Below are 24,267 nucleotides of genomic sequence, written 5' to 3'. Positions count from 1 at the left end.
CACCGGCCGCGCGCGGGAAGCGGCTGCCGGTTCACTCTTTTTTGGTTTGGTTGCTCCCTGAGCGCGTTGCAGCTGGCTGCGTGCCGCCAGCACCTGGCTGGTAGCATCGGAGAGCGGCACATTCTGTTGCTGTTGCGCTACCGCAGGCTGCTGCTGCGGCACCTGCGTCGGGTTCATCACCGCAGTGGGTGCTACCGGGGCAAAAGACTGTCGCGGGGCTTCAGGTTCCGGGAGCGGCATGCGCGGATGAAAAGCCAGCGCACGTAGCAGCGTCATTTCAACGCCCATTCGCCTGTCCGGCGCATACGGCAGTTCTTTGCGCCCGATTAACAGGGTCTGGTAGTAAAGCTGCACATCGGTTGGCGGGACGATTCGCGCCAGTTCGCGCATACGCTGTTCAATGGCGGCCATATCGCTGCCGAGCGCGGCAGGTGAAAGCTGAACCATGGCAATACGATGCAGCAGAGCCGACATCTCAACCAGTAGCGCTTCCCATTCAATACCGCGCGCGGCGGCATCGTTCACCAGCGTCATAACGCGTTCGCCGTCCGCAGCCACAACCGCTTCAACCAGCGAGAGCGCCTGGTCGTCGTCCAACGTGCCGAGCATGGTGCTGACCGCGTCGGTCGAGACCTGACCATCGCCGCTGGCGATCGCTTGATCGGTCAGGCTCAGCGCATCACGCAGGCTGCCGTCCGCGGCGCGAGCCAGCAGTTGCAACGCACGTGGCTCATGGGCGATATGCTCTTCTTTGAGGATATGCTCAAGCTGATGGCGAATCTGTTCGACATCCAACGCTTTAAGATGGAATTGCAGACAGCGCGACAGGATAGTCACCGGCAGCTTCTGCGGATCGGTGGTCGCCAGCAGGAACTTAACGTGTGCGGGCGGCTCTTCGAGCGTTTTCAGCAAGGCGTTAAAACTGTGGCGCGACAGCATGTGCACTTCGTCAATCAAATAGACCTTAAAGCGACCGCGCGCTGGCGCGTACTGGACGTTATCCAGCAGGTCACGGGTGTCTTCGACTTTGGTGCGTGAGGCGGCGTCGATTTCAATCAAATCGACAAAGCGCCCCTGCTCGATTTCACGGCAGTTATCACACACGCCGCACGGCGTAGCGGTGATGCCGGTTTCACAGTTTAATCCCTTCGCCAGCAAACGGGCGATTGACGTTTTCCCGACGCCACGGGTGCCGGAAAACAAATAAGCATGATGAATACGCCCTAACGACAAGCCGTTCGCCAGTGCCGTCAGCACATGTTCCTGGCCGACGACGTCAGCAAAGGTTTGTGGGCGCCATTTTCGGGCTAAGACCTGATAACTCATTGGCAGGCTCTGAAAGGCTGGAGGGTGGATTCACAGGGGGATAATGCTAACACAACCTCGCAGCGACGGCGAGGTTGTGTGTCTCGGTATTAATCTGCCGAGATAAGATAGCCCGAAATTAGTGGCCCGGGAATGGAACCAGGCTATAACAGGTCAGTCCCTGCTTTTCCAGACGCTGCTCGCCACCCAGATCAAACAGGTTAATGATAAATGCAGCATCGGTCACTTCGCCACCCAGACGGCGGATCAGTTTCACGGTCGCTTCAATCGTGCCGCCAGTTGCCAGCAGGTCGTCCACAACCAGGACTTTATCACCAGGTTTGATGGCATCTACGTGGATTTCCAGTTGATCGGTGCCGTATTCCAGCTCATAGCTCTCAGCAATAACTTCACGCGGAAGCTTACGGGGTTTACGTACCGGAACAAAACCAACGCCCAGACCCAACGCTACCGGCGCGCCAAACAGGAAGCCACGCGCTTCGGTACCAACCACTTTAGTGATACCCGCATTTTTGTAGCGTTCAACCAGCAATTCAATACTGAGGGCGTAGGCTTTCGGGTCTTCTAGTAAACTGGTGACATCACGAAAAAGAATGCCCGGTTTTGGGTAATCGTGGATGCTTTTGATGCTATTTTTGAGAAACTCAAGCTGCTGTGCAGTCGCGGTCATAAGTTTGTGCCTGATTAATACAGTATTACTTCACGGCGCACTATACACTTCATCCTCGACGTATCTTGAATGATTTTGTGTCTGTATAAGAGCCAAGGTTATATTTGCTTAACCTTTGACCACCTGCGCCTGTGCTCGAAAACGGTCGAATTTACTGGCTGTGAGAGACAATTGCAACAGCGTTTATTGCGCTTTACTGCTTTTGTTGTTTTTCATCAATCACCGGGATCCGCCACATAAAAATCAGTAAACAGGCGAGAATAACCAGCAGCAGGCCGCGTACCCACATCATATTGACCAGCCACAGTGAAATACTAAACGTCACCAGGATCAACAAAATAGCGCGCGGCTTTGCTCCCGGCGGCATCGCGCGGTGTTTTTGCCAGTGGCGCAGATACCCGCCGAACCACGAACGGTACAGCAACCAGTCGTGAAAACGCGGCGACGAGCGAGCAAAACACCAGGCGGCCAGCAAGATAAACGGCGTCGTCGGCAACAGAGGCAATACAACGCCCAGCGTTCCTAACACTACCGCTATCCAGCCTATGATGATTAGAATAATGCGTTGCATAATATGAATACTTAACACAGAGAATCGCTACTTTATCATAACAGTTCTCATTTTCATCGGAGTGTTGTCGTGAAAACCGTCATGCTGCTTCAGACGCTCGAAAACCAGCTTAACCGCTTGCGGCAGCGTTGTGCCCCACTGGCACACCATGCCACGCTTAGCGCCCGCTTTGACAGGCATCTGTTTCACACCCGCAGCACGTTGCTACAGGCCTGTCTGGATGAAGCTGATGATAATCTCACTGCTCTACGTCGCGCAGTTGAACAGCAACAACTACCACAAATTACCTGGCTTACGGAACACCTTGCCTCACAGTTAGAGGCGATTTCACGTGAAACCGCCAGTTGGTCGCTCCGGGAGTGGGACAGCGCCTCTCCTGGCCTGGCGCGCTGGCAGCGTAAGCGAGTTCAACACCAGGAGTTTGAGCGCCGCCTGGTTGAAATGACGCGTGAACGTAAAGAACGCCTGGCGCAGGTTACGGGCTTTGAAGAACAGCAAAAACTGCATCGCGAAGTAGAGGCATTCGAGGCTCGACTGGCACGCTGTCGTCATGCACTGGCAAGAATAGATAATGTGCTGGCGCGTTTAACCCGCTAATCCCCGGAGAATTTATGTCATTAGAGAACGCCCCAGATGAAGTCAAACTGGCCGTCGATTTGATTGTCCTGCTTGAAGATAATCAGATGGAGCCTGAAACAGTTCTGAAAGCACTGGAGATTGTGAAGCAGGATTACGAGAAGAAACTGCTCTCTTTATCTAAAAAAGAGCGGTAACTGAAAACCTGATGGCGTTGCACTTATCAGGCCTACGAATGAATCGAAGCTCGCAGGCCTGATGATTATTTCTGTTAACCTACCGAAGGCGTCGGATCGTCACCTTTAATGATGTCACGTTTAACCTCGGTCACGGTGTCACCTTTCGCGTTATGCAGGTGAACTTCGAGCTGGTTAAAGGCGATATCAATGTCATTTTCACGGCACAAACGATCGACCGCCCGGTTAAGTTCATCAACCGTGTGGCTACGATCGCGCAATTCACGCACGTATAAACGCAGCTCATGATCCAGCGTGCTGGCACCGAAGGCGGTAAAGAACACTGCAGGCTCCGGATCGTGCATCACTTTCGGGTGTTCTGTCGCCGCCTGCAACAGCACCTTCTTCACTTTGTCCAGATCCGAACCATAGGCCACGCCAATGCGGATCACCAGACGCGTGGTGGTATCGGAGAGCGACCAGTTGATCAAACGCTCCGTCACGAATGCTTTGTTCGGGATGATCACCTCTTTACGATCGAAGTCAGTAATGGTGGTGGCACGGATACGGATCTTGCTGACCGTTCCGGAGAACGTACCGATGGTCACGGTATCGCCGATGCGTACCGGGCGTTCAAACAGAATAATCAGACCGGAAACAAAGTTACCGAAAATTTCCTGCAAGCCGAAACCAAGACCAACCGAGAGAGCAGCGGCCAGCCACTGTAGCTTATCCCACGAAACGCCGAGCGATCCGAAGACCGTCATCGCACCGATGGCGATGATGGCGTAATTCAGGATCGTGGTGATCGCATAAGAAGCCCCCTGGCGCATCTTCAGTCGCGAGAGCACCAGCACTTCCAGCAGGCCGGGTAAGTTGCGGATCAGCGCCCACGCGACCATTGACGCAATAATCGCAAACAACAGGCTGCCCATGGTGACGTCTTTCACCACTGCCGCACCCGCTTCGGTGCCGTTGTAATGCCAGAGCGTTATGCTGTCGAGATAGCTGAACACGGTGATCAAATCAGACCAAATGGCCCAGAACAGAACACCAAACAGGGCAACCATCACCAGCATGGTTATACGCAGCGTTTGCTGGTTAACCTGTTCCAGCGCAATAGTCGGTTCTTCCTGCGGCTCTGCGCCTTCGGCCCCTTCTTTCACCAGGTTCTGACGACGCGCTAACGCACGACGCCAGGCGATACGGCGTGCCGCTACGCTCAACCCTCGCAGCACCGTCTGGTACAGCAGATTCCAGAGGATAACCAGATAGACTGTTTCAATCCAGCGGCCCGCCAGGCGCAGCGTGGTGTAGAAATACCCTGTCGCCGTCAGCACCATTAATGCAATCGGAATAATAGACAGCACGGTAATGGTGACCAGACGCAGACCATGCGACTCTTTGTCACGCCAGCTTTCGCGGCACATCGGCCATACCAGGAAGGCGATCAGCAGCAGGTTGAGGAAAATGACCACCTGGCCAAGCACATCGTCCATCAAATTAAGCGGCGACAGCTCAGCAATGACCGACCAGAAGTTAAGCGGCAACAGCGCAAGGCTAATACGCACAATCTGGCGACGCCAGTGGCTGGTCTGCTTCGCTGGCATGCCAAAATGACGTATCGCCACGCCATCTTTTTCCAGCACCTTCCAGCACAGACCAAACACCAGCCAGAAGATGGTCATCTTCTTACTGAACGCCCACAGCAGGTCGCTAATATTCAGTTGCATAGTCAGCAGAATCAGACCCACCGCGAGGATAATCAGACACGCCGGCAAGGCTCTGATGAGATCGATCAGAATCGCTTTTGGCGTATTAAGCTGACTGTCATTGCGCAGGTTCCCCACCGCGGCGGCTAATTTTGCCTGATAATCCTTCAGCCACTTCAAACGCCAGCGGATTAACCCGGCGATAAGCAGCAGCGGCAGCCCTGCCAGGAACGCAATAAACACGGCGGGCCAGGCTTTTTCCCAGTTCACCGTGATTTTCATCGACTTAAACTGGTCTTTTAGGGTTTGCGGGAAGGCTTTGATCCAGTCCCAGTCCATCGGACGGTTACTGTTAACCCAGAAGATTTGTTGCGTGAGGATCTCTTTCAGGTTTTTCGACACGCTCATTAACTGCTGCTGGTTGATTTGCAGATTAATCGCCATCATCAACTGGTTGCCCAGTTGCTTATTTAGCTGATCCAACAGTTCACGACGCATATCCACGACCTGCAGCAGGGCATCATGGACTTCAGGGTTAACGTCGTTGCTGTGCCCTTCTTCCAGTTTGGCGACAAACGCATCATTCTGGAACAACGTATCGCGCTGCTGGTTAACTTCGAACTGCTCCAGACGCAAATCGGCGATCCGGTTGGTCATATCGGCAAGCTCATCCGCCGACGGCAGCGTTTGTTGTTGCTGATATAAAATGCGCGACAGCAGCAGACTGCCTTTCAGAACGGCGATCTGCTCTTTAATGTTGCGTTCGGATTGCAGCGCGCGGTCAAGCCAGTTTTTGACCTTGATATTTTGCTGCATCAGGCTGTTGCCGTTTTCAGTCGCGGCAATCAGGCGCTGGCTGAGCTGATGGTTAACATCAAGCTCCTGCTTCACTAACGGATTGGACTGAATACGCTCGGCTTCGTCCGGCGTTACCGCTTCCTGTGCCGTCTTTTCGGTTAACGTCAGTCGTTTGCTGTTCACCGCCTCTTGCAGGAGCTGGAGCTGGTGTTCAAGGCGGTTACTGTGCGCCGTCACATAATCGCGTTGTTTTTGCAGGGTATCCTGCAAAACGGTATTCCCTTCGAGGCTCTTACGCTGCTGGTCGATCTGCGCGTTCAGCAACGCTTGCTGCGCCTGCAGCAGCACCTGCTGGCTGGGGCGTAAAGCCGCCTCTCCCACAGTGGTGCCATCGAGTCGATTGCGGATTTGCTGCATCTGTTGCGACGCGGTGTACATCGCATTTTGTACGCGCTCTGGCTGTGTCTGCAGCGATACCAGTTGGCTGTTGTAAGCGGCCAGATCGTTTTGCGAGCTTTGCAGGTCATCCAGGACCTGCGACACGCGCGACTCAAGCTGTCGTAAGGAGAGCGTACTCAGCGTTTTTCGCGTTTCATCGTCATTATCGACATCGCTAAGCGAATTTAGCGCATCCGTCGCCTGACGCATTTTCTCCGGCGCCTGGGCAACTTTTTGCCGAAGCTGTACGGTTTCATCCTTCACACGATCGATTTTATCCAGCGTGGCAATGGTATCGATGAGATCCTGTTGAACCAGCTTATCCTGTGCGGAGAGATCTTTTTGTTTATTCAGCGTGTCTAACTGGCTCTGAATATCCGCTTTCGTCGGCAGTTCACCACTCTGTTGCGCCCGCGCAAATGCAGATGACTGGCAGGATAGCAATAGAATGAAGAAAAGAATGGTAATAGCAATAAGATGCTGTGAACGTTTATAGAGCTGCAACATAGTCATGAGAATGAAGGTTTCTGAACCGGAAAAGTGACCGAAAATAGTCAAGCGGCAAGAATATCACGGCTGTGACCGGCAGAATAGCAGGAGGCAAAATGACCAGGAGAATTCCTGGCACAGACCCAGAGAGTTAACAGGTTTCCGCTACGTTAACCCGCAAGGTAGGGCAGAGAAGACACATCTCAAGCAGCACGGCGACGTATTCCCGAGCCTCTTTTTTCAGATCAAAAGATTCAGGGGCAAATAACCAGTTTTCTATAATTCCGGTAACATAACTACGCAGCAGCACCGCCACGCGACGCGTGTTCAGATTTTCCGGCAGCATGTTGGCGTTCATGCAGTGCCGCAATGTTTGTTCGATACGGTCGTAATTTTCAATACACAGACTGCGTTGAGCTAGCTGAACTGAGGCCATTTCCCCGACAAATTCGCATTTGTGGAATATAATTTCCAACAATAAACGTCGGCGTTCTTCTGTCACGGTAGCTTCAAGAACGTAAATTAAAATTTCTCTTAATACTGATAGTGGATCGTCGGGGAATTTTGCCTGATACTCAGTCTCTAACTCATCAATGTTAGGTTTTGCTAGCTCCCAGATTTCACTGAATAAATCCGATTTGTTTTTGAAATGCCAATAGATCGCGCCGCGCGTGACACCAGCGGCTGCTGCGATCTCCGCAAGCGAGGTGGATGATACCCCTTGTTGCGAAAACAAACGCAGAGCAACATCGAGAATGTGCTGTCGAGTTTCCTGTGCTTGTTGTTTGGTTTTTCGTGCCATAGGTCAGTGAATTTACAGGCGTTAGATTTACATACATTTGTGAATGTATGTACCATAGCACGACGATAATATAAACGCAGCAATGGGTTTATGGGCTTTCAGCCATTGATCAATTTGAAATCGGACACTCGAGGTTTACATATGAACAAAAACAGAGGGTTAACGCCTCTGGCAGTCGTTCTGATGCTCTCAGGCAGCTTAGCGCTAACAGGATGTGACGACAAACAGGCCCAACAAGGGGGCCAGCAGATGCCAGAGGTTGGAGTTGTTACGCTCAAAACTGAACCTCTACAGATAACAACCGAACTCCCGGGTCGCACCAGTGCGTATCGCATTGCAGAAGTTCGTCCTCAGGTTAGCGGTATTATCCTGAAGCGTAATTTCACGGAAGGTGGTGACATCGAAGCGGGTGTATCTCTCTATCAGATTGATCCTGCTACTTACCAGGCCGCTTATGAAAGCGCAAAAGGCGATCTGGCAAAAGCACAAGCCGCAGCAAATATCGCTCAACTGACGGTCAAACGTTATCAGAAACTGTTGGGTACTAAGTACATCAGTCAACAGGATTACGATAGTGCACTGGCAGACGCACAGCAGGCGAACGCCTCCGTTGTCGCCGCGAAAGCCGCGGTAGAAACTGCACGCATCAATCTGGCTTATACCAAAGTGACGTCGCCGATCAGCGGCCGCATTGGTAAATCATCCGTTACTGAAGGCGCTCTGGTGCAAAACGGTCAGGCAACCGCACTGGCAACCGTTCAGCAGTTGGATCCCATCTATGTGGACGTGACGCAGTCAAGCAACGATTTCCTGCGCCTGAAACAAGAGTTGGCCAACGGCACGCTGAAGCAAGAAAACGGTAAAGCGAAAGTCGAACTGGTGACCAATGACGGCATTAAATTCCCGCAGTCCGGTACGCTGGAATTTTCTGATGTCACGGTAGATCAAACCACCGGGTCGATTACGTTACGCGCAATCTTCCCTAACCCGGATCACACCTTACTGCCGGGTATGTTCGTCCGTGCTCGTCTGGAAGAAGGGACTAACCCAACTGCATTACTGGTTCCACAGCAAGGCGTTACCCGCACACCGCGTGGCGATGCCAGTGCATTGGTTATCGGTGCAGACAACAAAGTTGAAACCCGTCAAATTGTCGCCGCACAAGCGATTGGCGACAAATGGTTAGTCACTGATGGACTTAAACCGGGCGACCGCGTGATTGTCACTGGGCTGCAAAAAGTACGTCCTGGCGCGCAGGTAAAAGCGCAGGAAATCACCGCTGATAACAACCAGCAAGCTGCAAGCGGTAGCCAGCCTGAACAGTCCAAGTCTTAACTTAAACAGGAGCCGTTAAGACATGCCTAATTTCTTTATCGATCGCCCAATATTTGCGTGGGTGATCGCCATTATCATCATGTTGGCAGGGGGGCTCGCGATCCTCAAATTGCCGGTAGCGCAATATCCGACTATTGCACCGCCAGCAGTGACGATCTCCGCGACCTACCCTGGCGCTGATGCCAAAACAGTACAGGATACTGTTACGCAGGTTATCGAACAGAATATGAACGGTATCGATAACCTGATGTACATGTCCTCAAACAGTGACTCCACGGGTACCGTGCAGATCACGCTTACCTTTCAGTCTGGTACTGATGCGGATATCGCGCAGGTACAGGTGCAGAACAAACTGCAGCTGGCAATGCCGCTTCTGCCGCAGGAAGTACAACAACAGGGTGTGAGCGTTGAGAAATCATCCAGTAGCTTCCTGATGGTTGTCGGCGTAATCAACACCAACGGCACCATGACGCAGGAGGATATTTCCGACTACGTGGGCGCCAACATGAAGGACGCCATCAGCCGTACTTCAGGTGTGGGTGATGTTCAGCTGTTCGGTTCCCAGTACGCAATGCGCATCTGGATGGATCCGAACAAACTGAATAACTTCCAGCTGACGCCGGTTGATGTGATCAGCGCCATCAAAGCGCAGAACGCCCAGGTTGCAGCCGGTCAGTTAGGCGGTACTCCGCCGGTGAAAGGCCAGCAGCTTAACGCTTCGATCATCGCGCAAACCCGTCTGACCTCCGCCGATGAGTTCAGCAAAATTCTGCTGAAAGTGAATCAGGACGGTTCCCAGGTGCGTCTGCGTGACGTAGCGAAAGTCGAACTGGGTGGCGAGAACTACGACATCATTGCGAAGTTCAACGGTAAACCGGCATCCGGTCTGGGTATCAAGCTGGCGACAGGCGCTAACGCCCTGGACACCGCAAACGCTATCCGCGATGAACTGAAGAAGATGGAACCGTTCTTCCCGTCAGGTCTGAAGATCGTTTACCCGTATGACACTACGCCGTTCGTGAAAATCTCTATTCACGAAGTAGTGAAAACGCTGGCGGAAGCCATCATCCTCGTGTTCCTGGTAATGTATCTGTTCCTGCAGAACTTCCGCGCGACGCTGATTCCGACTATCGCCGTGCCGGTGGTGCTATTGGGTACGTTTGCCGTCCTTGCGATTTTCGGCTTCTCGATAAACACGCTGACGATGTTCGGGATGGTGCTCGCCATCGGCCTGTTGGTGGATGACGCCATCGTTGTGGTCGAGAACGTTGAACGTGTAATGGCTGAGGAAGGGCTACCGCCGAAGGAAGCAACACGTAAATCGATGGGCCAGATTCAGGGCGCACTGGTTGGTATCGCTATGGTGCTGTCAGCGGTATTTATTCCGATGGCCTTCTTCGGGGGATCTACCGGTGCAATTTACCGTCAGTTCTCCATCACCATTGTTTCGGCGATGGCGTTATCAGTCCTGGTGGCATTGATTCTGACCCCTGCCCTGTGTGCGACCATGCTCAAACCGGTTGCTAAAGGCGATCACGGAGAAGGCAAAAAAGGTTTCTTCGGCTGGTTTAACCGCATGTTCGATAAGAGCACGCACCATTACACCGACAGCGTGGGCGGAATTCTGCGCAGCACCGGTCGTTATCTGGCGCTGTATCTGATCATCGTCGTGGGTATGGCCTATCTGTTCGTTCGTCTGCCAAGCTCGTTCCTGCCGGATGAAGACCAGGGGGTATTCCTGTCAATGGCTCAGCTGCCAGCGGGTGCAACGCAAGAGCGTACCCAGAAGGTGCTGGACGAAATGACGGATTACTATCTGACCAAAGAAAAAGCGAACGTTGAATCGGTGTTTGCCGTTAACGGCTTCGGTTTTGCAGGACGTGGTCAGAACACCGGTATCGCGTTCGTGTCTCTGAAAGACTGGAGTGAACGTCCAGGCGAGGAGAACAAGGTTGAGGCAATTACTCAACGTGCGATGGGCGCATTCTCGCAGATTAAAGACGCGATGGTCTTCGCTTTTAACCTGCCAGCGATTGTGGAGTTAGGGACCGCGACCGGTTTCGACTTCCAGCTGATTGACCAGGCAGGTTTAGGTCATGAGAAGCTGACTCAGGCGCGTAACCAGCTGTTTGGTGAAGTTGCGAAACATCCTGATCTGTTAGTCGGCGTACGTCCTAACGGTCTGGAAGACACGCCGCAGTTCAAGATCGATATCGATCAGGAAAAAGCGCAGGCTCTGGGTGTATCCATTAGTGATATTAATACAACGCTGGGTGCAGCATGGGGCGGAAGCTACGTAAATGACTTCATCGACCGTGGTCGTGTGAAGAAAGTTTACATCATGTCTGAAGCGAAATACCGTATGTTGCCGGAAGATATTGGAAACTGGTATGTCCGCGGTAGCGATGGACAGATGGTACCGTTCTCCGCCTTCTCTACCTCACGTTGGGAATATGGTTCACCGCGTCTGGAACGCTATAACGGTCTGCCTTCCATGGAAATCTTAGGCCAGGCCGCACCGGGTAAAAGTACCGGTGAAGCCATGGCAATGATGGAGGAACTGGCCAGCAAACTGCCATCCGGTATCGGCTATGACTGGACCGGTATGTCCTACCAGGAACGACTGTCCGGCAACCAGGCCCCTGCTCTGTATGCCATTTCACTGATTGTCGTATTCCTGTGTCTGGCGGCATTGTACGAGAGCTGGTCAATTCCGTTCTCCGTCATGCTGGTGGTACCGTTAGGTGTTATCGGTGCATTGCTGGCGGCAACGTTCCGCGGCCTGACCAACGACGTTTACTTCCAGGTAGGCCTGCTCACAACCATTGGGTTGTCGGCGAAGAACGCGATACTTATCGTCGAATTCGCCAAAGACTTGATGGATAAAGAGGGTAAAGGTCTGATAGAGGCGACGCTGGATGCGGTCCGCATGCGTTTACGTCCGATCCTGATGACATCGCTGGCCTTTATTCTGGGCGTAATGCCGCTGGTTATCAGCTCCGGCGCAGGCTCCGGCGCGCAGAACGCCGTTGGTACTGGCGTAATGGGCGGGATGGTGACGGCAACCGTGTTGGCTATCTTCTTTGTTCCGGTGTTCTTTGTGGTGGTACGCCGCCGCTTTAGCCGCAAAAGTGAAGATCTTGAGCATAGCCACTCAGTAGACCATCATTGATAGATCTCTAAAGATAAGGCCGCGCAAGCGGCCTTTTTTCTGGAAAAATCATAAAAATCACTTATTGCTATTTCGTTTATTTTCTCCAGGGTAAATAAGCGATATAATCCCTGTAGCCTTAAAGGCTATTCTTAAAAATCATTGAGAGTTCTTATTTACTTTAATAAATATTAAGATTATTCCTGGTAAGCGGTTCACATTGTCGATTGTTACCTTTCGTTGCTAAACCTAATCAAGATAACTCGATGATTGCCCGAAGAATAAAGAAATTGTCCGATTCCGAATAACCGCATTTATCTGTTAAAATGTAAAAATGACCTGACATCATAAGTTTGCATAATTGTAATTTTTCGTGATATGACGATGAAATCTTTTTTAGACTAGATTATAGTTAAATCATCAGGAGTCGCGGGCAAGTTCCAGGTAGTCTGTTGTATCCATCCCGAAGGTGTTCGGTTAGTTTAAGCCACGAAGAAGGGGATGCGTTATGGATGAATACTCACCCAAAAGACATGATATCGCGCAGCTTAAATTTCTCTGCGAAACCCTGTATCATGACTGTCTTGCAAACCTTGAACAAAGTAACCATGGCTGGGTTAATGACCCTACCTCTGCCACCAGCTTGCAGCTCAATGAACTGATAGAGCATATTGCAACCTTCGCACTTAATTATAAAATTAAGTACAATGAGGACAATAAGCTGGTCGCGCAGATAGATGAATACCTGGATGACACTTTTATGTTGTTCAGCAGTTATGGTATTAATACGCAGGATCTGCAGAAATGGCGGAAGTCAGGTAATCGACTGTTTCGCTGTTTTGTCAATGCCACCAGGGCTAATCCTGTTAGTTTGTCTTGTTAAAAATTATTACAATCATAGGTAAGATTTATGTCCGATAAACCATTAACTAAAACTGATTATTTGATGCGCCTGCGACGTTGTCAGACAATTGACACACTTGAGCGCGTTATTGAAAAAAATAAATATGAATTGTCCGACAACGAACTGGCTGTATTTTACTCAGCAGCAGATCACCGCCTTGCTGAATTGACTATGAATAAGCTCTACGACAAGATTCCAACTTCTGTTTGGAAATTCATTCGCTAATTGCTCACGGGTTAAGTCAGGTATAGCGGTACATTTGTCTGGCTGACCATTTTCGTATTTACAATGGTTATTTAAATCAAATCACGTGACTACGATCACAACGAAGAAATGGGAACGTTCCCCTTGTTTGCATTGCGTTTTACTGTGTTGAAATGACCTCCAGTACACAGGAAATTCGTAATGAGTAATGAAAAGCAAAAAATGATCGCCGGTGAACTTTATCGCCCGGCGGATGAAACATTGCGCCACGACCGACTACGCGCTCGTCAGTTGACCCATCGCTACAATCTCACCGCTCCCGATGAAAAAAATGCGCGACAAGCCATCCTGCATGAGCTGTTGGGCCAGAGCGAAGGGGCTTACATTGAACCCTCTTTTCGTTGTGATTACGGCTATAACATTTATCTCGGTAAAGAATTTTACGCCAACTTCGACTGCGTTATGCTCGACGTCTGCCCGATCCATATTGGCGACAACTGCATGTTAGCCCCAGGAGTCCATATTTATACCGCCACCCACCCGCTGGATGCCACCGAGCGAAACAGTGGCATGGAGCTCGGCAAACCCGTGACTATTGGCCACAACGTCTGGATAGGTGGACGCGCAGTGATAAACCCTGGCGTAACGTTGGGTGATAACGTGGTTGTGGCCTCGGGCGCGGTGGTCACGAAAAGCGTTCCGGCAAACTGCGTGGTTGGGGGCAATCCCGCCAGGATTATCAAAACGCTGTGATCTTAAATGTAACTGTTATGCTAAATTGTGGTTAATCTGTTACTTTCTTCACAAGGTATCCCCTTTTAAAATAGGGCGATCGCATCTGAATATCGCAGACACCACAAAGGCAAGAGATGACAGAAATACAGCGCCTGCTTACCGAAACCATCGACGACTTAAATATTCGCGAAAAGCGCGACAACAAACCGCGCTTTAGCATCAGCTTTATTCGCAAACATCCCGGCTTGTTCATCGGCATGTATGTTGCGTGGTTTGCCACGCTGGCGGTGATGCTGCAGTCAGAAACGTTAGTCGATTCAGTATGGCTGCTGGTGGTTCTGTTCGTCATACTCAACGCGTTTTTCTTTTTCGACGTTGCGCCGCGATACCGCTTTGAAGATATCGACGTACTGGATTTCAGAGTTTGCTATAACGGAGAATGGTATAACACGCGCTTTGTCCCCCCTTCACTCATCGATACCATCCTGCACTCACCTTCCGTCGATAGCGAACATAAAGCGCAGCTGCAAAAGATGATATCGCGTAAGGGTGAACTCTCGTTTTACGATGTCTTTACGCTAACCCGCCCCCAGACCAGCCAGTAACCACATCTCAACGCAGATAAAAAAAGTGCGTCCCGGTGAAGGAAACGCACTTTAATCCCTGAAATGTTGGTAAAGAAACTAACGTCTTTTTTTACGCCCCTGAACAGCTTTAAAGCGCGGATTCGTTTTACAGATTACGTACAAACGCCCTTTGCGTTTCACTATCTGGCAGTCAGGATGACGCTGTTTTGCACTACGAAGTGAATTGAGTACCTGCATCTTAACCTCGCTTAGTGCCAATAAAATGACCAAAACGTTTCTGGAAACGTGCTGCACTGCCTTCGTTATCAAAGGTTTTTTGTTTCCCGGTATAGTACGGATGCGATTTGGAAGAGATATCCAGGGTCACGTACGGGTACATTTTCCCCTCAAACTCAATCTCACGTTCCGTTTTAATGGTCGAGCCGACCTTAAAAAATTCATTGGCGCTGGTATCGTGAAACACCACAGTGCGGTAAAAAGGATGAATATCCGGCTTCATGGTAACCTCAATTTGTTACGTTATAACATAACCATAAAATACACCACTCTTGTATAAATCACAACCCGGTTTACGCGATTAAGAGTTAAACGGGATGATAAGTGGCCGTAAATATATGATGCCAATCGAATAGCTTTTTCGGCTTTCGGATATACTTTCCCTACGCTGTGTTAATAAGGATATCACTGTGATAACACGACATCTGATAAGCCTGGTGACTGGGGTGCTGTTTCTTTCCATCCTCGCGCCCGTAGGTTTAAGCCTGTGGCTGGCGCATCGTCAGGTCGAAACGAAATTTATCGATGAACTCGATATGTTCTCAACCCGAGTCGCATTACGTACGGAACGCGTAGGTGAACAGGCCAAAAAAGCGTTGCGCCATATTGAAGCTTTTCAGGGTGAACCTTGTAGTGAAGAGCATCTGCTTGAAATGCGTCGTTTGTCATATAGCTATCGCTATATTCAGGAAGTGCTGTACCTCAAAGATAACGTTCCACAATGCTCATCCCTGGAAAAAAGAAGCCGGGCAGCCGCGTTTCCTCCAGCAATGAAAATCACGCCCGATGGCTACCACGCATGGTTGACCATGCAAAACGATTTGGGCATCAAGCGTTTTATGGCGGCATTAGGTAGCAAGCATTACGTCGTGATGATCGATCCCGGATCTTTTATTGATGTCATCCCGTTTGGCTCATGGCCGATTGAAGTTGCTATCATTGGTACCGCGCGTAACACGGTGGTAGCCAGTAGCACCGATCTGCCACCGGATGTTTTACAACATGTGCAACTAGAGCATTCGATTACCCATCTGCAGAAAGACGGCAGTATTTATAACGCCCGCCCCTTCCCCGAACTGGGCATTACGGTTGTAACCTGGGCATCCACTGTACCTTTGCAAAAGAGCTGGCACCGACAAGCGCTAATCTGGCTGCCGGCAGGGATCCTTCTCGGCTTACTCACCGCAGCCTTTATTCTGCGTATTTTGCGCCGTTTGCAGTCCCCTCATCACCAGTTGCAGGACGCTATCCAGCATCGGGATATCAAGGTCTACTACCAACCGATTATCTCGCTCAAAACGGGGAAAGTGGTCGGGGCAGAGGCGCTGGCTCGCTGGCCACAGGCCGACGGGAGCTATCTGTCACCTGAGATTTTCGTCGCACTGGCGCAAGAGACCGGGCTTTCAGAGCCGCTCACCCGTTTGATTATTGAAAGCGTATTTGACGATTTAGGAAAATGGCTGCGTCAATATCCCCACCAGCATATATCCATTAACCTTGAGTCAGCCGATCTGACCTCCGAAACACTTCCTGCTCTGTTAAGCCAGAAGGTGAACCACTGGCAACTTAAGCCTGCACAAATCGCGCTGGAACTGACCGAACGCGAATTTGCCGACCCAAAAAACAGCGCGCCGTTTATTGCTAAATACCGACAGGCGGGCCATTCGATCTATATTGATGATTTTGGTACCGGCTATTCAAGTCTTAGCTATTTGCAGGATCTGGATGTGGATATCCTGAAGATCGACAAATCGTTCGTCGATGCGCTGGAGTACAACAACGTCACGCCGCATATCATCGAGATCGCGAAAACGCTGAAGCTGGAGATGGTGGCAGAAGGTATTGAAACCGAGAATCAGGAAGCCTGGCTACGCCAGCACGGCGTGCAGTACGGTCAGGGCTGGCTCTACAGTAAAGCGCTGCCGAAAGCGGAATTTATTCTGTGGGCAGAAAAACGGCTTTAGCATGGTTGTTGATGTTGAGATGGCTGGCGGCACGCCGCACAGCCAGTCACATCACTCTTCCATAATGGGCGCAAATCCACCGTAGATCATTCGCTTGCCATCAAATGGCATAGATTCACCGAATTCCTTCATACGTGGATCGGACATCATCTTCTGATTCGCCGCATCGCGGACCTCTTTGGAAGGGTATTCAATCCAGCTGAATACCACTTCTTCATGATCCTGCGCTTTCACAGCCATGCGAAAATCGGTCAGTTTGCCGTCGGGGACGTCATCTGCCCAGCACTCCACCACGCGCAATGCACCGAACTCCTTGAAAAGCGGAGCTGCTTTTGCCGCCATCGCAATGTACGCCTCCTTGTTTTCAGCGGGTACGGCAACCACAAAGCCATCAACATACTTCATGAGAAAAACCTCCGAAGTGTACTGCGCGGCAAGCCGATTCCGGCCGCGTCAGTCGAGGTTAAGTTTAGTCGCCAGCAGGCGATCGTGCCCCAGGCGCATTCCTGATGCGAATACGCGCCTGCGGCTGATGGCAAAACCATGGCAGGCAAATTTGAATCAGCGGCCCAATAGCCAGTGCATACAGCACCGTTCCAAACCCAACGGTTCCCCCCAGCAGCCAACCAATAAGCAACACGGACACTTCGATTGCGGTTCGAATTCGTCGTACTGGCCAACCGGTACGCGCGTGAATTCCAGTCATCAGACCGTCACGCGGGCCCGCGCCAAAACCGGCACCAATGTACAGAGCGGTTGCTAACGCATTCAGTATCACCGCTGACACCAGTAGCCCACTGCGCGCCAGCAGGGATTCAAATCCCGGAATCACCAGCAGCGCGACATCTGCTGCCAGTCCAATCATAATCACGTTGCTCAACGTGCCAAAACCTGGGCGCTGGCGTAGCGGTATCCACACCAGAAGCACCAACACACCCACGGCAATAATCACCACGCCGATATTCATCGACAGTAAATTTGCCACCCCCAGGTGGAACACATTCCACGGATCGGCCCCTAAATCGGCACGGACAAACATCGCCGTCGACACACCGTACAGCGTCAGCCCGATAAACAGCTGAAGTAAACGACGCAGCATGTTCTTCCCCTCTTACTCTCAGATAACTTTCATCTTCACCGCAATTGGCGCTATGATTAATGTCCAGTTTTCAAAAAGTGGACTGCTATGTCATCTCGCCGTTACGGAAGCCAGTCTTTGCAACGCCTGCTCGGACACTGGCAGGAAAGTCCCTCGCGAACGCCCATCTGGCGACAGCTAGCAGAAGCGTTACGTTTGCTGATCCTCGATGGACGGCTGGCGCTGGATAGCCGCTTGCCCGGTGAACGAGAGCTCGCTGCCGTTCTGCAAGTCAGCCGAACCACCGTCGCCAGCGCCATGGCGCAACTGCGTGAGGAGGGATATCTGGAAAGCCGACATGGTAGCGGTTCACTGGTGATCCTGCCGGAACACATTCGCCATGTGCCAACGCGGACCAGCACTGGCACAGCGCTTGATTTGTCCACGGCAGCGCTGAGTGCCGGTCCTGAAATTCATCAGGCTTACCAGCAGGCTCTGTTCGCAATGCCGCAGCATCTGCTGAGCTCCGGGTATCTACCGCAGGGACTGTCGGTTTTGCGTGAATCCATCGCCCGGCATTATTGCGAACGCGGACTCCCGACGCAGCCCGACGAAATAATGGTCGTGAACGGCGCGGTCAGCGGTCTGGCGTTGATCCTGCGTTTACTCACCGGCCCCGGCGATCGCGTAGTGGTAGATCACCCCACTTATCCGCTGGCCATTGCAGCAATACAAGGGGCGTCATGTCGCCCCGTCGGCGTGTCGCTGCCCGAGCACGGTTGGGATACGGCGGGTCTGGTCGCCACCATCGCGCAAACTGCACCGAGAATGGCCTATCTGATGCCGGATTTTCACAACCCGACCGGGCGCTGTATGGACACCGCTACTCGCCAGGTCGTGGCGGATATTGCTGAAAGAACCCGCACGACGTTGGTGGTCGATGAGACCATGGTGAACCTGTGGTATGACGCCCCACCGCCACCGCCGCTTGCCGCATTCAATCGCGATGCCCCGATCATCCTGCTCGGTTCAGCAGGGAAAAGCTTTTGGGGCGGATTACGTCTGGGCTGGATTCGGGCGTCGGCGCGTACCATTGCCGCGCTGGTCCAAACCCGCGACACCTTCGATTTGGGCTCCCCGGTGCTTGAACAACTCGCCACCAGTTGGCTGCTGGATAACGCTGAGGACTTTCTTCCTGACAGAAGACGCCGGCTCACATCACAGCGAGACCTGTGCTCGCGCCTGATGAACTCACATTTTCCGGAATGGCAATTTACCCAGCCACAAGGAGGACTCTCTTTCTGGGTTGAACTGCCTGATACGCTGGCGACGCTCTTTGCCACGCGCGCCGAAAGTGCAGGCATTCAGTTGGGAACCGGTACGCGGTTCGGCCTTGATGGCGCATTCGACCGCTTTTTGCGTATGCCCTTCACGTTGCAGGATGACACAGCATGTGCCGCCTTCAGAGTGTTGCAACCCATTTGGCATAGCCTGCGCTTGCAGGCCAGCAGTGGGAAAATGCGTAAAATAATCTAAACGACGAGTTAAAGGACTCGCTCTTGAATGCCGTGATGGACGAGGAGGTCCTGGCAATACTACCGCTGAGGAGGAACCGGAAAACCCTTCAGGGAAATCACGAAATTCTCACCGTCTTTCTTAATTTTTGCCCCGGCATCACACCAGTCGGAGGCAATACGGAAGAACTCATCGCTGCCGACATTCCAGCTCAGACGAACGTGTTTCACATAACCGGAGCGCAGCATTTCACAGGCTTCGCCATAATTACAGGCGGTTGAGAGCGATTGTTGTTTCATTTTTTCTTCTTCAGTAATCTTCGCAATGCTTTGATTTCTTTAGGAGTCAGTGCGTCAACTACGGATTCTTCCGTATGCTGGCTATCGATATCCTCAGCGGAGACTCCCACCTCTTCAATGGCGGAAAACGCGATTAGTAGCAGTTTTTCCGTGGCGATACTCAAATTTTCATTATGCACTTCAGCATAATGGCGAAGCTTTTCTTTTAGCGCCTCATCAACTTTGACATTCAATACAGCGGTCGACATCGTAGAAAATCCTTGTGGTCAGCCACAACACACCGGATGTAAGACCATGTCATTACAGCGCAATGGCGGCGGCAAAAGCTCAAATAACATCCCCAAAACACAGTGACAGTATTTGATGACAATAAAATGACGATACGATGACAAAGAAAAGAAGATAAACAGAAGAGAAATTGCCGGACGGCAGAATTGGGTGGGGGCCCTGCCAGCTACATCCCGGCACACACGTCATCTGCCTTGGCTGCTTCCTTCCGGACCTGACCTGGTAAACAGAGTAGTGTTGCGGGAGAACCAACAGAGCCCCCATTGAGAGCGTTGTTAACCAACGCGCAGGCGCATTATCACTGCTGCACCCTGTAATTGCAACCCATCCAGCATCGGATGCTGTTTTCTTGTGCAATGCGGCTTCACTCCTTCGCCATTCGGCATTATGCTGGAGGATTAGCGCAGGAATAAATGATGGATATACAGGACTCTTTCCCCCAACGCGTCTGGCAAATCGTCGCTTCAATCCCCGAAGGTTTCGTCACCACGTATGGCGATGTTGCCCGGCTTGCGGGATCGCCGCGCGCTGCGCGTCAGGTAGGCGGCGTGCTTAAGCGTCTCCCCGAAGGCAGCGCCCTGCCCTGGCATCGGGTGGTCAATCGCCATGGGGTCATTTCGCTGACAGGTCCCGACCTGCAACGACAACGTCAGGCGTTGCTCGCAGAAGGAATAGTGGTTTCAGGAAGCGGACAGATCGATTTACAGCGCTATCGCTGGGTGTACTAACCCTCTCCAGGCGGAGAGGGTTACAACGACCTTAGTACTGCGTGGGAGCCGGAACCGCAGATGATGGATTCACCTGGGTTGGTGAAGTAGACGGAACCGTGGTAGTAGCCCCACCGCTCGCCTGAACCGGTACTGCTGTTTGCTGTACCGGGACCAGTGTCAGGTCGGCTTTAGTCCCACCCTGATTGATGACCGTCTGAACGGTATCAGTAATAAAGACCAGTTTATCATTTACCGTAATAGCCGCACTCAGCAGAATACGGGCGTTAGGTTGAATATCTGCCGGGTTAAACGGTAATACAAAGCTGAATGGCGCTTGTTTACCTTCAGTACGGACCGCTTTTTGCGACAGCACTTTTGACGGTGCATCGGCCAGTGAAGCATCTGACAGCGTAACGGTTAGCACCGCATCTGGTGGCAAGGCCACTTTCTGACGGATCCATACTGTACCGGAGACATTTGGCTGCTGAATTTTAGACTGTGTGTCAGAAATTGACGTATTAGGGCTTGGCGCAGGTGTCTGAATATCAGCGCTTTTATCGGCACAGGCCGCCAGAGCGACTGCAACCGCTAAACCACTTACCATGTGCACGAGTTTCATTAAATTCTCCTTATCATCTATGCACCAGCGAGAACTTTCCTCGCCAGAAGAGTGGTTAACAAAAACATAACGTGACTAAGTGTGGCACAAGACAGCTATTTTTGCCTGTAATAGGCCAGTAATTCAGACAATTGCACCCATCGGACCACTTTTAAAATTGCGTTATACTCTGCCTACCTCGCTGCGACATCGATATCACCTGGAGAGCACGTATGAGTCTGGCACTGAAAAATTTGCTGACATTGTTAAATCTGGAAAAAATTGAAGAAGGACTCTTTCGGGGCCAAAGTGAAGACTTAGGGTTACGTCAGGTTTTTGGGGGACAGGTTGTCGGTCAGGCGCTATATGCCGCAAAAGAAACCGTACCGGAAGAGCGTCTGGTACACTCTTTTCACAGCTACTTTTTACGCCCCGGCGATAGCCAAAAGCCCATCATCTATGATGTGGAAGTCCTGCGTGATGGTAACAGCTTCAGCGCGCGCCGCGTTGCCGCGATCCAGAATGGTAAACCCATTTTTTACATGACTGCCTCTTTTCAGGCACCGGAAGACGGATTTGAACATCAGAAAACCATGCCAGATGCGCCGGGTCCCGATGAGCTGAAATCAGAAACGGAAATTGCCCGCTCAGTGGCGCATTTGCTGCCGCCGCTGTTGAAAGAAAAATTTATCAACGATCGTCCGTTGGAAGTACGCCCTGTCGAGTTTCATAACCCCCTAAAAGGTCACGTCGCACCTCCGACGCGCCAGGTATGGATCCGAGCTAACGGCGTGCTGCAGGACGATCTGCGCGTCCATCAGTATCTGCTGGGTTATGCCTCAGACCTGAACTTCCTGCCTGTTGCGCTGCAACCGTACGGGATTGGCTTCCTGGAAAAAGGGATTCAGATCGCCACCATTGACCATTCCATGTGGTTCCACCGTCCGTTTAATATCAATGAATGGCTGCTGTATAACGTCGAGAGTACTTCGGCATCCGGTGCCCGGGGCTTTGTACGCGGAGAGTTTTATACCCAGGATGGTGTGCTGGTCGCTTCTACCGTACAGGAAGGGGTAATGCGTAATCGCAATTGAGAATTACCGGATGGTGGCGCAAAAGCGTTGCCATCCGGCAAATTGAGAATCAGGCGTTGTAAGCGTTCTCGCCGTGACTGTTTACATCCAGACCTTCGCGCTCCTGCTCTTCCGGTACGCGCAAACCAACCGTCATATCCGCCAGCTTATAGCCAATGAAAGCCACCACGCCAGACCAGACGATGGTGATCGCTACGCTTTCCAGTTGCACCAGCAGCTGATGCCCCATGGTCACGCCCTCGGCAAAGCCCACGCCTCCCAAAGAGCTGGCAGCGAAAACTCCGGTCAGGATACAGCCGACAATGCCGCACACGCCGTGAACGCCAAACACGTCACACGGATCGTCCACACGCAGAAAACGCTTCAGCATGGTCACGCCCCACAGGCCTGCCAGACCCGCAACGACACCGATAATCAGCGCGCCGCCGACACCGATATAGCCACATGCAGGTGTTACGCCCACCAGACCCGCAATGGCACCAGAGCAGGCGCCCAGCAGAGACGGTTTACCACGCAGCGCCCATTCACCGAAGATCCATCCAAGGATGGCTGCAGCGGTGGCGACCACGGTATTAACGAAGGCCAGTGCGGCGATTTCATTTGCCGTACCCGCTGAACCAGCGTTAAAGCCAAACCAACCAATGTAGAGAATAGCGGTACCGGTGAAAACCATCGGCAGGTTATGCGGTTTAAAAGCTTCTTTGCCAAAACCGACACGTTTGCCAATCAGATACGCGCCTACCAGACCGGCAATCGCCGCGTTGATGTGCACAACCGTTCCGCCGGCAAAATCCAGCGCGCCGTGGGAAGCCAGCAAGCCGCCGCCCCAGACCATATGCGCAATGGGGATGTACGACAGCGTTAACCATACCACCACAAAAATCAGCACCGCGGAGAAGCGAATACGTTCAGCCAGCGCACCGACGATTAGCCCAACGGTGATGCAGGCGAACGAGCCCTGAAAAGCAACGTGAATGTACTGGTAGAAGCTCCCCGTTACCGCCGTCAGCGCAATATTCTTCAGCAATACCCAGTTGAAGTTGCCGAAGAAATTATTTCCTTCGCCAAAGGCCAGTGAGTAGCCATAAACCACCCATAAAATACAAACCAGAGCAAATGTCACCGTAACCTGAGTCAGCATCGACAGCACGTTCTTACCGCGAATCAAACCGCCGTAGAACAGCGCAATGCCAGGGATGGTCATAAACAGCACCAGCGCGGTACAGATCATCATAAAAGCGTTATCCGCTTTATCCGCAACCGCCGGTGCCGCCATCGCCAGTCCCGGCAGCAGCGCCAGTGAAGCAATACCTGTTTTCATCGTTGCTATCTTCATTTTTTGGTTTCCTATCACTGTGTGCCAGACGTTACAGTGCGGCTTCGTCGGCTTCGCCGGTACGAATACGAATCACACGTTGCAGCTCGGCGACGAAGATTTTGCCGTCGCCAATTTTTCCGGTGTATGCCGCCTTACTGATGACATCAATCACGCCATCCAGTTGGTCGTCGGCAATCGCCACATCAATCTTCACCTTCGGCAGAAAATTGACGCTATATTCAGCCCCACGGTACAGCTCAGCATGACCTTTCTGTCGGCCAAACCCCTTCACTTCGGTGACGGTCAGCCCCTGAATACCAATAGACGACAATGCTTCACGGACGTCTTCCAGTTTGAACGGTTTGATTACCACGGTAACCAGCTTCATAGATCCCCTCCAGTCAGAATTCAGTAGTGGCTGCAGATACACGAGAGGAATATTGCAAGGGATGTGCCAGAAATGAAAAAGGCGGGATGATTCAGGTTCTCAGGGTACTTCCGGGAGAGAAAAAGAAAAAACGCACTATAACGGTGCATAGTGCGTTACATTTTTGCACCAGATTGTTGATTGCCGGATGGCAGCGTAAACGCCTTATCCGGCCTACGAGACCGTGCTGGCCCCAGACCGGATAAGCGCCGCGCCATCAGGCGAT

The 24,267-nt window shown here is 51.9% G+C and carries 26 protein-coding genes, 1 other RNA gene and 1 other annotated feature; of the genes, 12 read left to right on the top strand and 15 right to left on the bottom strand.

Annotated elements, in window-relative coordinates; all coding sequences use genetic code 11:
* Positions 1–62: a sequence feature (DnaX frameshifting element), on the bottom strand.
* The 3 genes from dnaX to FDW87_RS03795 form a co-directional block, all read right to left on the bottom strand.
* Positions 1–1,326, bottom strand: a 1,326-nt coding sequence (gene dnaX / locus FDW87_RS03805) for a DNA polymerase III subunit gamma/tau (RefSeq protein WP_252362989.1), incomplete at its 3' end; no start/stop codon positions are given. Its footprint overlaps the feature before it by 62 nt.
* A gap of 118 nt (positions 1,327–1,444) precedes the next feature.
* Positions 1,445–1,996, bottom strand: a complete 552-nt coding sequence (gene apt / locus FDW87_RS03800; RefSeq protein ID WP_006685676.1) for an adenine phosphoribosyltransferase — start codon at positions 1,994–1,996, stop codon at positions 1,445–1,447.
* A gap of 193 nt (positions 1,997–2,189) precedes the next feature.
* The gene (locus tag FDW87_RS03795) at positions 2,190–2,567 is read right to left on the bottom strand and encodes a DUF454 family protein (RefSeq protein ID WP_029139439.1); all 378 of its coding nucleotides are present in this window, start codon (positions 2,565–2,567) and stop codon (positions 2,190–2,192) included.
* Positions 2,568–2,636: 69 nt separating this feature from the next.
* Here FDW87_RS03795 and priC point away from each other — a divergent pair, with 69 nt between their 5' ends.
* Together priC and rsmS are read left to right on the top strand one after the other, a co-directional pair.
* On the top strand, positions 2,637–3,164 hold the full coding sequence (gene priC, locus FDW87_RS03790; protein ID WP_016152078.1) for a primosomal replication protein N'': 528 nt from the start codon (positions 2,637–2,639) through the stop codon (positions 3,162–3,164).
* 14 nt (positions 3,165–3,178) lie between these two features.
* A complete protein-coding gene (gene rsmS / locus FDW87_RS03785) occupies positions 3,179–3,340 on the top strand; it encodes a pleiotropic regulatory protein RsmS (protein WP_075846816.1) in 162 nt (53 codons plus the stop codon).
* A 74-nt stretch (positions 3,341–3,414) separates the two neighbouring features.
* On the opposite strand, the gene mscK is transcribed toward rsmS, so the two are convergent.
* A complete protein-coding gene (mscK, locus tag FDW87_RS03780; RefSeq protein WP_016152076.1) occupies positions 3,415–6,780 on the bottom strand; it encodes a mechanosensitive channel MscK in 3,366 nt (1,121 codons plus the stop codon).
* A 127-nt stretch (positions 6,781–6,907) separates the two neighbouring features.
* Positions 6,908–7,558 (bottom strand): multidrug efflux transporter transcriptional repressor AcrR, encoded by a 651-nt coding sequence (gene acrR, locus FDW87_RS03775; RefSeq protein WP_016152075.1) that lies wholly within the window; start codon positions 7,556–7,558, stop codon positions 6,908–6,910.
* A 141-nt stretch (positions 7,559–7,699) separates the two neighbouring features.
* Here acrR and acrA point away from each other — a divergent pair, with 141 nt between their 5' ends.
* The 6 genes from acrA to FDW87_RS03745 all read left to right on the top strand — a co-directional run bounded on the left by acrA (position 7,700) and on the right by FDW87_RS03745 (position 14,492).
* Positions 7,700–8,893: a multidrug efflux RND transporter periplasmic adaptor subunit AcrA gene (gene acrA, locus FDW87_RS03770; protein ID WP_016152074.1), complete on the top strand. Its 1,194-nt coding sequence runs from the start codon at positions 7,700–7,702 to the stop codon at positions 8,891–8,893.
* Between the two features lie 22 nt (positions 8,894–8,915).
* Positions 8,916–12,065 (top strand): efflux RND transporter permease AcrB, encoded by a 3,150-nt coding sequence (acrB, locus tag FDW87_RS03765; RefSeq protein WP_016152073.1) that lies wholly within the window; start codon positions 8,916–8,918, stop codon positions 12,063–12,065.
* Positions 12,066–12,552: 487 nt separating this feature from the next.
* Positions 12,553–12,927: an Hha toxicity modulator TomB gene (tomB, locus tag FDW87_RS03760; protein WP_019076175.1), complete on the top strand. Its 375-nt coding sequence runs from the start codon at positions 12,553–12,555 to the stop codon at positions 12,925–12,927.
* A 27-nt stretch (positions 12,928–12,954) separates the two neighbouring features.
* Complete coding sequence (locus FDW87_RS03755; RefSeq protein ID WP_002892050.1) at positions 12,955–13,173, top strand: HHA domain-containing protein; 219 nt, start codon at positions 12,955–12,957, stop codon at positions 13,171–13,173.
* 180 nt (positions 13,174–13,353) lie between these two features.
* Positions 13,354–13,905, top strand: coding sequence for a maltose O-acetyltransferase (gene maa, locus FDW87_RS03750; protein ID WP_016155874.1), 552 nt, complete (start codon positions 13,354–13,356; stop codon positions 13,903–13,905).
* Positions 13,906–14,021: 116 nt separating this feature from the next.
* Positions 14,022–14,492 (top strand): YlaC family protein, encoded by a 471-nt coding sequence (locus tag FDW87_RS03745; protein WP_016152071.1) that lies wholly within the window; start codon positions 14,022–14,024, stop codon positions 14,490–14,492.
* Positions 14,493–14,570: 78 nt separating this feature from the next.
* Here FDW87_RS03745 and ykgO read toward each other — a convergent pair whose 3' ends face one another.
* The gene (gene ykgO / locus FDW87_RS03740) at positions 14,571–14,711 is read right to left on the bottom strand and encodes a type B 50S ribosomal protein L36 (protein ID WP_005125190.1); all 141 of its coding nucleotides are present in this window, start codon (positions 14,709–14,711) and stop codon (positions 14,571–14,573) included.
* A 1-nt stretch (position 14,712) separates the two neighbouring features.
* Positions 14,713–14,973, bottom strand: a complete 261-nt coding sequence (locus FDW87_RS03735; protein WP_016152070.1) for a type B 50S ribosomal protein L31 — start codon at positions 14,971–14,973, stop codon at positions 14,713–14,715.
* A gap of 187 nt (positions 14,974–15,160) precedes the next feature.
* On the opposite strand from FDW87_RS03735, the gene FDW87_RS03730 reads away from it, so the two are divergent.
* On the top strand, positions 15,161–16,714 hold the full coding sequence (locus FDW87_RS03730) for an EAL domain-containing protein (RefSeq protein ID WP_047416867.1): 1,554 nt from the start codon (positions 15,161–15,163) through the stop codon (positions 16,712–16,714).
* Between the two features lie 51 nt (positions 16,715–16,765).
* Here FDW87_RS03730 and FDW87_RS03725 read toward each other — a convergent pair whose 3' ends face one another.
* Together FDW87_RS03725 and FDW87_RS03720 are read right to left on the bottom strand one after the other, a co-directional pair.
* On the bottom strand, positions 16,766–17,119 hold the full coding sequence (locus FDW87_RS03725; protein ID WP_003831033.1) for a DUF1428 domain-containing protein: 354 nt from the start codon (positions 17,117–17,119) through the stop codon (positions 16,766–16,768).
* Between the two features lie 64 nt (positions 17,120–17,183).
* A complete protein-coding gene (locus FDW87_RS03720; RefSeq protein ID WP_049270150.1) occupies positions 17,184–17,813 on the bottom strand; it encodes a YitT family protein in 630 nt (209 codons plus the stop codon).
* A gap of 87 nt (positions 17,814–17,900) precedes the next feature.
* Here FDW87_RS03720 and FDW87_RS03715 point away from each other — a divergent pair, with 87 nt between their 5' ends.
* On the top strand, positions 17,901–19,328 hold the full coding sequence (locus FDW87_RS03715) for a PLP-dependent aminotransferase family protein (RefSeq protein ID WP_137379464.1): 1,428 nt from the start codon (positions 17,901–17,903) through the stop codon (positions 19,326–19,328).
* A gap of 59 nt (positions 19,329–19,387) precedes the next feature.
* Here FDW87_RS03715 and FDW87_RS03710 read toward each other — a convergent pair whose 3' ends face one another.
* The 3 genes from FDW87_RS03710 to ffs all read right to left on the bottom strand — a co-directional run bounded on the left by FDW87_RS03710 (position 19,388) and on the right by ffs (position 20,148).
* Positions 19,388–19,606, bottom strand: a complete 219-nt coding sequence (locus FDW87_RS03710) for a hypothetical protein (RefSeq protein WP_016152066.1) — start codon at positions 19,604–19,606, stop codon at positions 19,388–19,390.
* Positions 19,603–19,854 carry a hypothetical protein gene (locus tag FDW87_RS03705; protein WP_016152065.1) on the bottom strand — a complete coding sequence of 84 codons (252 nt, stop codon included), beginning with the start codon at positions 19,852–19,854 and terminating at the stop codon, positions 19,603–19,605. Before FDW87_RS03705 ends, FDW87_RS03710 begins: the two co-directional genes overlap by 4 nt.
* A 197-nt stretch (positions 19,855–20,051) precedes the next feature.
* Positions 20,052–20,148, bottom strand: an RNA gene (gene ffs, locus FDW87_RS03700) — signal recognition particle sRNA small type.
* 162 nt (positions 20,149–20,310) lie between these two features.
* Between ffs and FDW87_RS03695 the strand changes: the two genes are divergently transcribed.
* The gene (locus FDW87_RS03695) at positions 20,311–20,622 is read left to right on the top strand and encodes an MGMT family protein (protein ID WP_137379482.1); all 312 of its coding nucleotides are present in this window, start codon (positions 20,311–20,313) and stop codon (positions 20,620–20,622) included.
* A 31-nt stretch (positions 20,623–20,653) separates the two neighbouring features.
* Here FDW87_RS03695 and FDW87_RS03690 read toward each other — a convergent pair whose 3' ends face one another.
* Positions 20,654–21,223, bottom strand: a complete 570-nt coding sequence (locus FDW87_RS03690; protein WP_016152063.1) for a YbaY family lipoprotein — start codon at positions 21,221–21,223, stop codon at positions 20,654–20,656.
* A gap of 212 nt (positions 21,224–21,435) precedes the next feature.
* Here FDW87_RS03690 and tesB point away from each other — a divergent pair, with 212 nt between their 5' ends.
* A complete protein-coding gene (gene tesB / locus FDW87_RS03685; protein ID WP_016152062.1) occupies positions 21,436–22,296 on the top strand; it encodes an acyl-CoA thioesterase II in 861 nt (286 codons plus the stop codon).
* Between the two features lie 49 nt (positions 22,297–22,345).
* On the opposite strand, the gene amtB is transcribed toward tesB, so the two are convergent.
* Both amtB and glnK read right to left on the bottom strand, forming a co-directional pair.
* Positions 22,346–23,632 (bottom strand): ammonium transporter AmtB, encoded by a 1,287-nt coding sequence (amtB, locus tag FDW87_RS03680; RefSeq protein ID WP_008783954.1) that lies wholly within the window; start codon positions 23,630–23,632, stop codon positions 22,346–22,348.
* A gap of 31 nt (positions 23,633–23,663) precedes the next feature.
* Complete coding sequence (gene glnK / locus FDW87_RS03675) at positions 23,664–24,002, bottom strand: P-II family nitrogen regulator (RefSeq protein ID WP_003021657.1); 339 nt, start codon at positions 24,000–24,002, stop codon at positions 23,664–23,666.
* Between the last annotated feature and the right edge of the window lie 265 nt (positions 24,003–24,267).

This window comes from Citrobacter sp. wls826 (assembly GCF_005281245.1).
GTDB lineage: Bacteria > Pseudomonadota > Gammaproteobacteria > Enterobacterales > Enterobacteriaceae > Citrobacter > Citrobacter braakii.
This window is presented reverse-complemented; position numbering and strand designations above follow the sequence as displayed.

Coding starts and splice junctions, on each gene's coding strand:
- apt (WP_006685676.1), bottom strand. CDS start 1,996: ATGACCGCGACTGCACAGCAGCTTGAGTTTCTCAAAAATAGCATCAAA.
- FDW87_RS03795 (WP_029139439.1), bottom strand. CDS start 2,567: ATGCAACGCATTATTCTAATCATCATAGGCTGGATAGCGGTAGTGTTA.
- rsmS (WP_075846816.1), top strand. CDS start 3,179: ATGTCATTAGAGAACGCCCCAGATGAAGTCAAACTGGCCGTCGATTTG.
- mscK (WP_016152076.1), bottom strand. CDS start 6,780: ATGACTATGTTGCAGCTCTATAAACGTTCACAGCATCTTATTGCTATT.
- acrR (WP_016152075.1), bottom strand. CDS start 7,558: ATGGCACGAAAAACCAAACAACAAGCACAGGAAACTCGACAGCACATT.
- acrA (WP_016152074.1), top strand. CDS start 7,700: ATGAACAAAAACAGAGGGTTAACGCCTCTGGCAGTCGTTCTGATGCTC.
- acrB (WP_016152073.1), top strand. CDS start 8,916: ATGCCTAATTTCTTTATCGATCGCCCAATATTTGCGTGGGTGATCGCC.
- tomB (WP_019076175.1), top strand. CDS start 12,553: ATGGATGAATACTCACCCAAAAGACATGATATCGCGCAGCTTAAATTT.
- FDW87_RS03755 (WP_002892050.1), top strand. CDS start 12,955: ATGTCCGATAAACCATTAACTAAAACTGATTATTTGATGCGCCTGCGA.
- maa (WP_016155874.1), top strand. CDS start 13,354: ATGAGTAATGAAAAGCAAAAAATGATCGCCGGTGAACTTTATCGCCCG.
- FDW87_RS03745 (WP_016152071.1), top strand. CDS start 14,022: ATGACAGAAATACAGCGCCTGCTTACCGAAACCATCGACGACTTAAAT.
- ykgO (WP_005125190.1), bottom strand. CDS start 14,711: ATGCAGGTACTCAATTCACTTCGTAGTGCAAAACAGCGTCATCCTGAC.
- FDW87_RS03735 (WP_016152070.1), bottom strand. CDS start 14,973: ATGAAGCCGGATATTCATCCTTTTTACCGCACTGTGGTGTTTCACGAT.
- FDW87_RS03725 (WP_003831033.1), bottom strand. CDS start 17,119: ATGAAGTATGTTGATGGCTTTGTGGTTGCCGTACCCGCTGAAAACAAG.
- FDW87_RS03720 (WP_049270150.1), bottom strand. CDS start 17,813: ATGCTGCGTCGTTTACTTCAGCTGTTTATCGGGCTGACGCTGTACGGT.
- FDW87_RS03715 (WP_137379464.1), top strand. CDS start 17,901: ATGTCATCTCGCCGTTACGGAAGCCAGTCTTTGCAACGCCTGCTCGGA.
- FDW87_RS03710 (WP_016152066.1), bottom strand. CDS start 19,606: ATGAAACAACAATCGCTCTCAACCGCCTGTAATTATGGCGAAGCCTGT.
- FDW87_RS03705 (WP_016152065.1), bottom strand. CDS start 19,854: ATGTCGACCGCTGTATTGAATGTCAAAGTTGATGAGGCGCTAAAAGAA.
- FDW87_RS03695 (WP_137379482.1), top strand. CDS start 20,311: ATGGATATACAGGACTCTTTCCCCCAACGCGTCTGGCAAATCGTCGCT.
- FDW87_RS03690 (WP_016152063.1), bottom strand. CDS start 21,223: ATGAAACTCGTGCACATGGTAAGTGGTTTAGCGGTTGCAGTCGCTCTG.
- tesB (WP_016152062.1), top strand. CDS start 21,436: ATGAGTCTGGCACTGAAAAATTTGCTGACATTGTTAAATCTGGAAAAA.
- amtB (WP_008783954.1), bottom strand. CDS start 23,632: ATGAAGATAGCAACGATGAAAACAGGTATTGCTTCACTGGCGCTGCTG.
- glnK (WP_003021657.1), bottom strand. CDS start 24,002: ATGAAGCTGGTTACCGTGGTAATCAAACCGTTCAAACTGGAAGACGTC.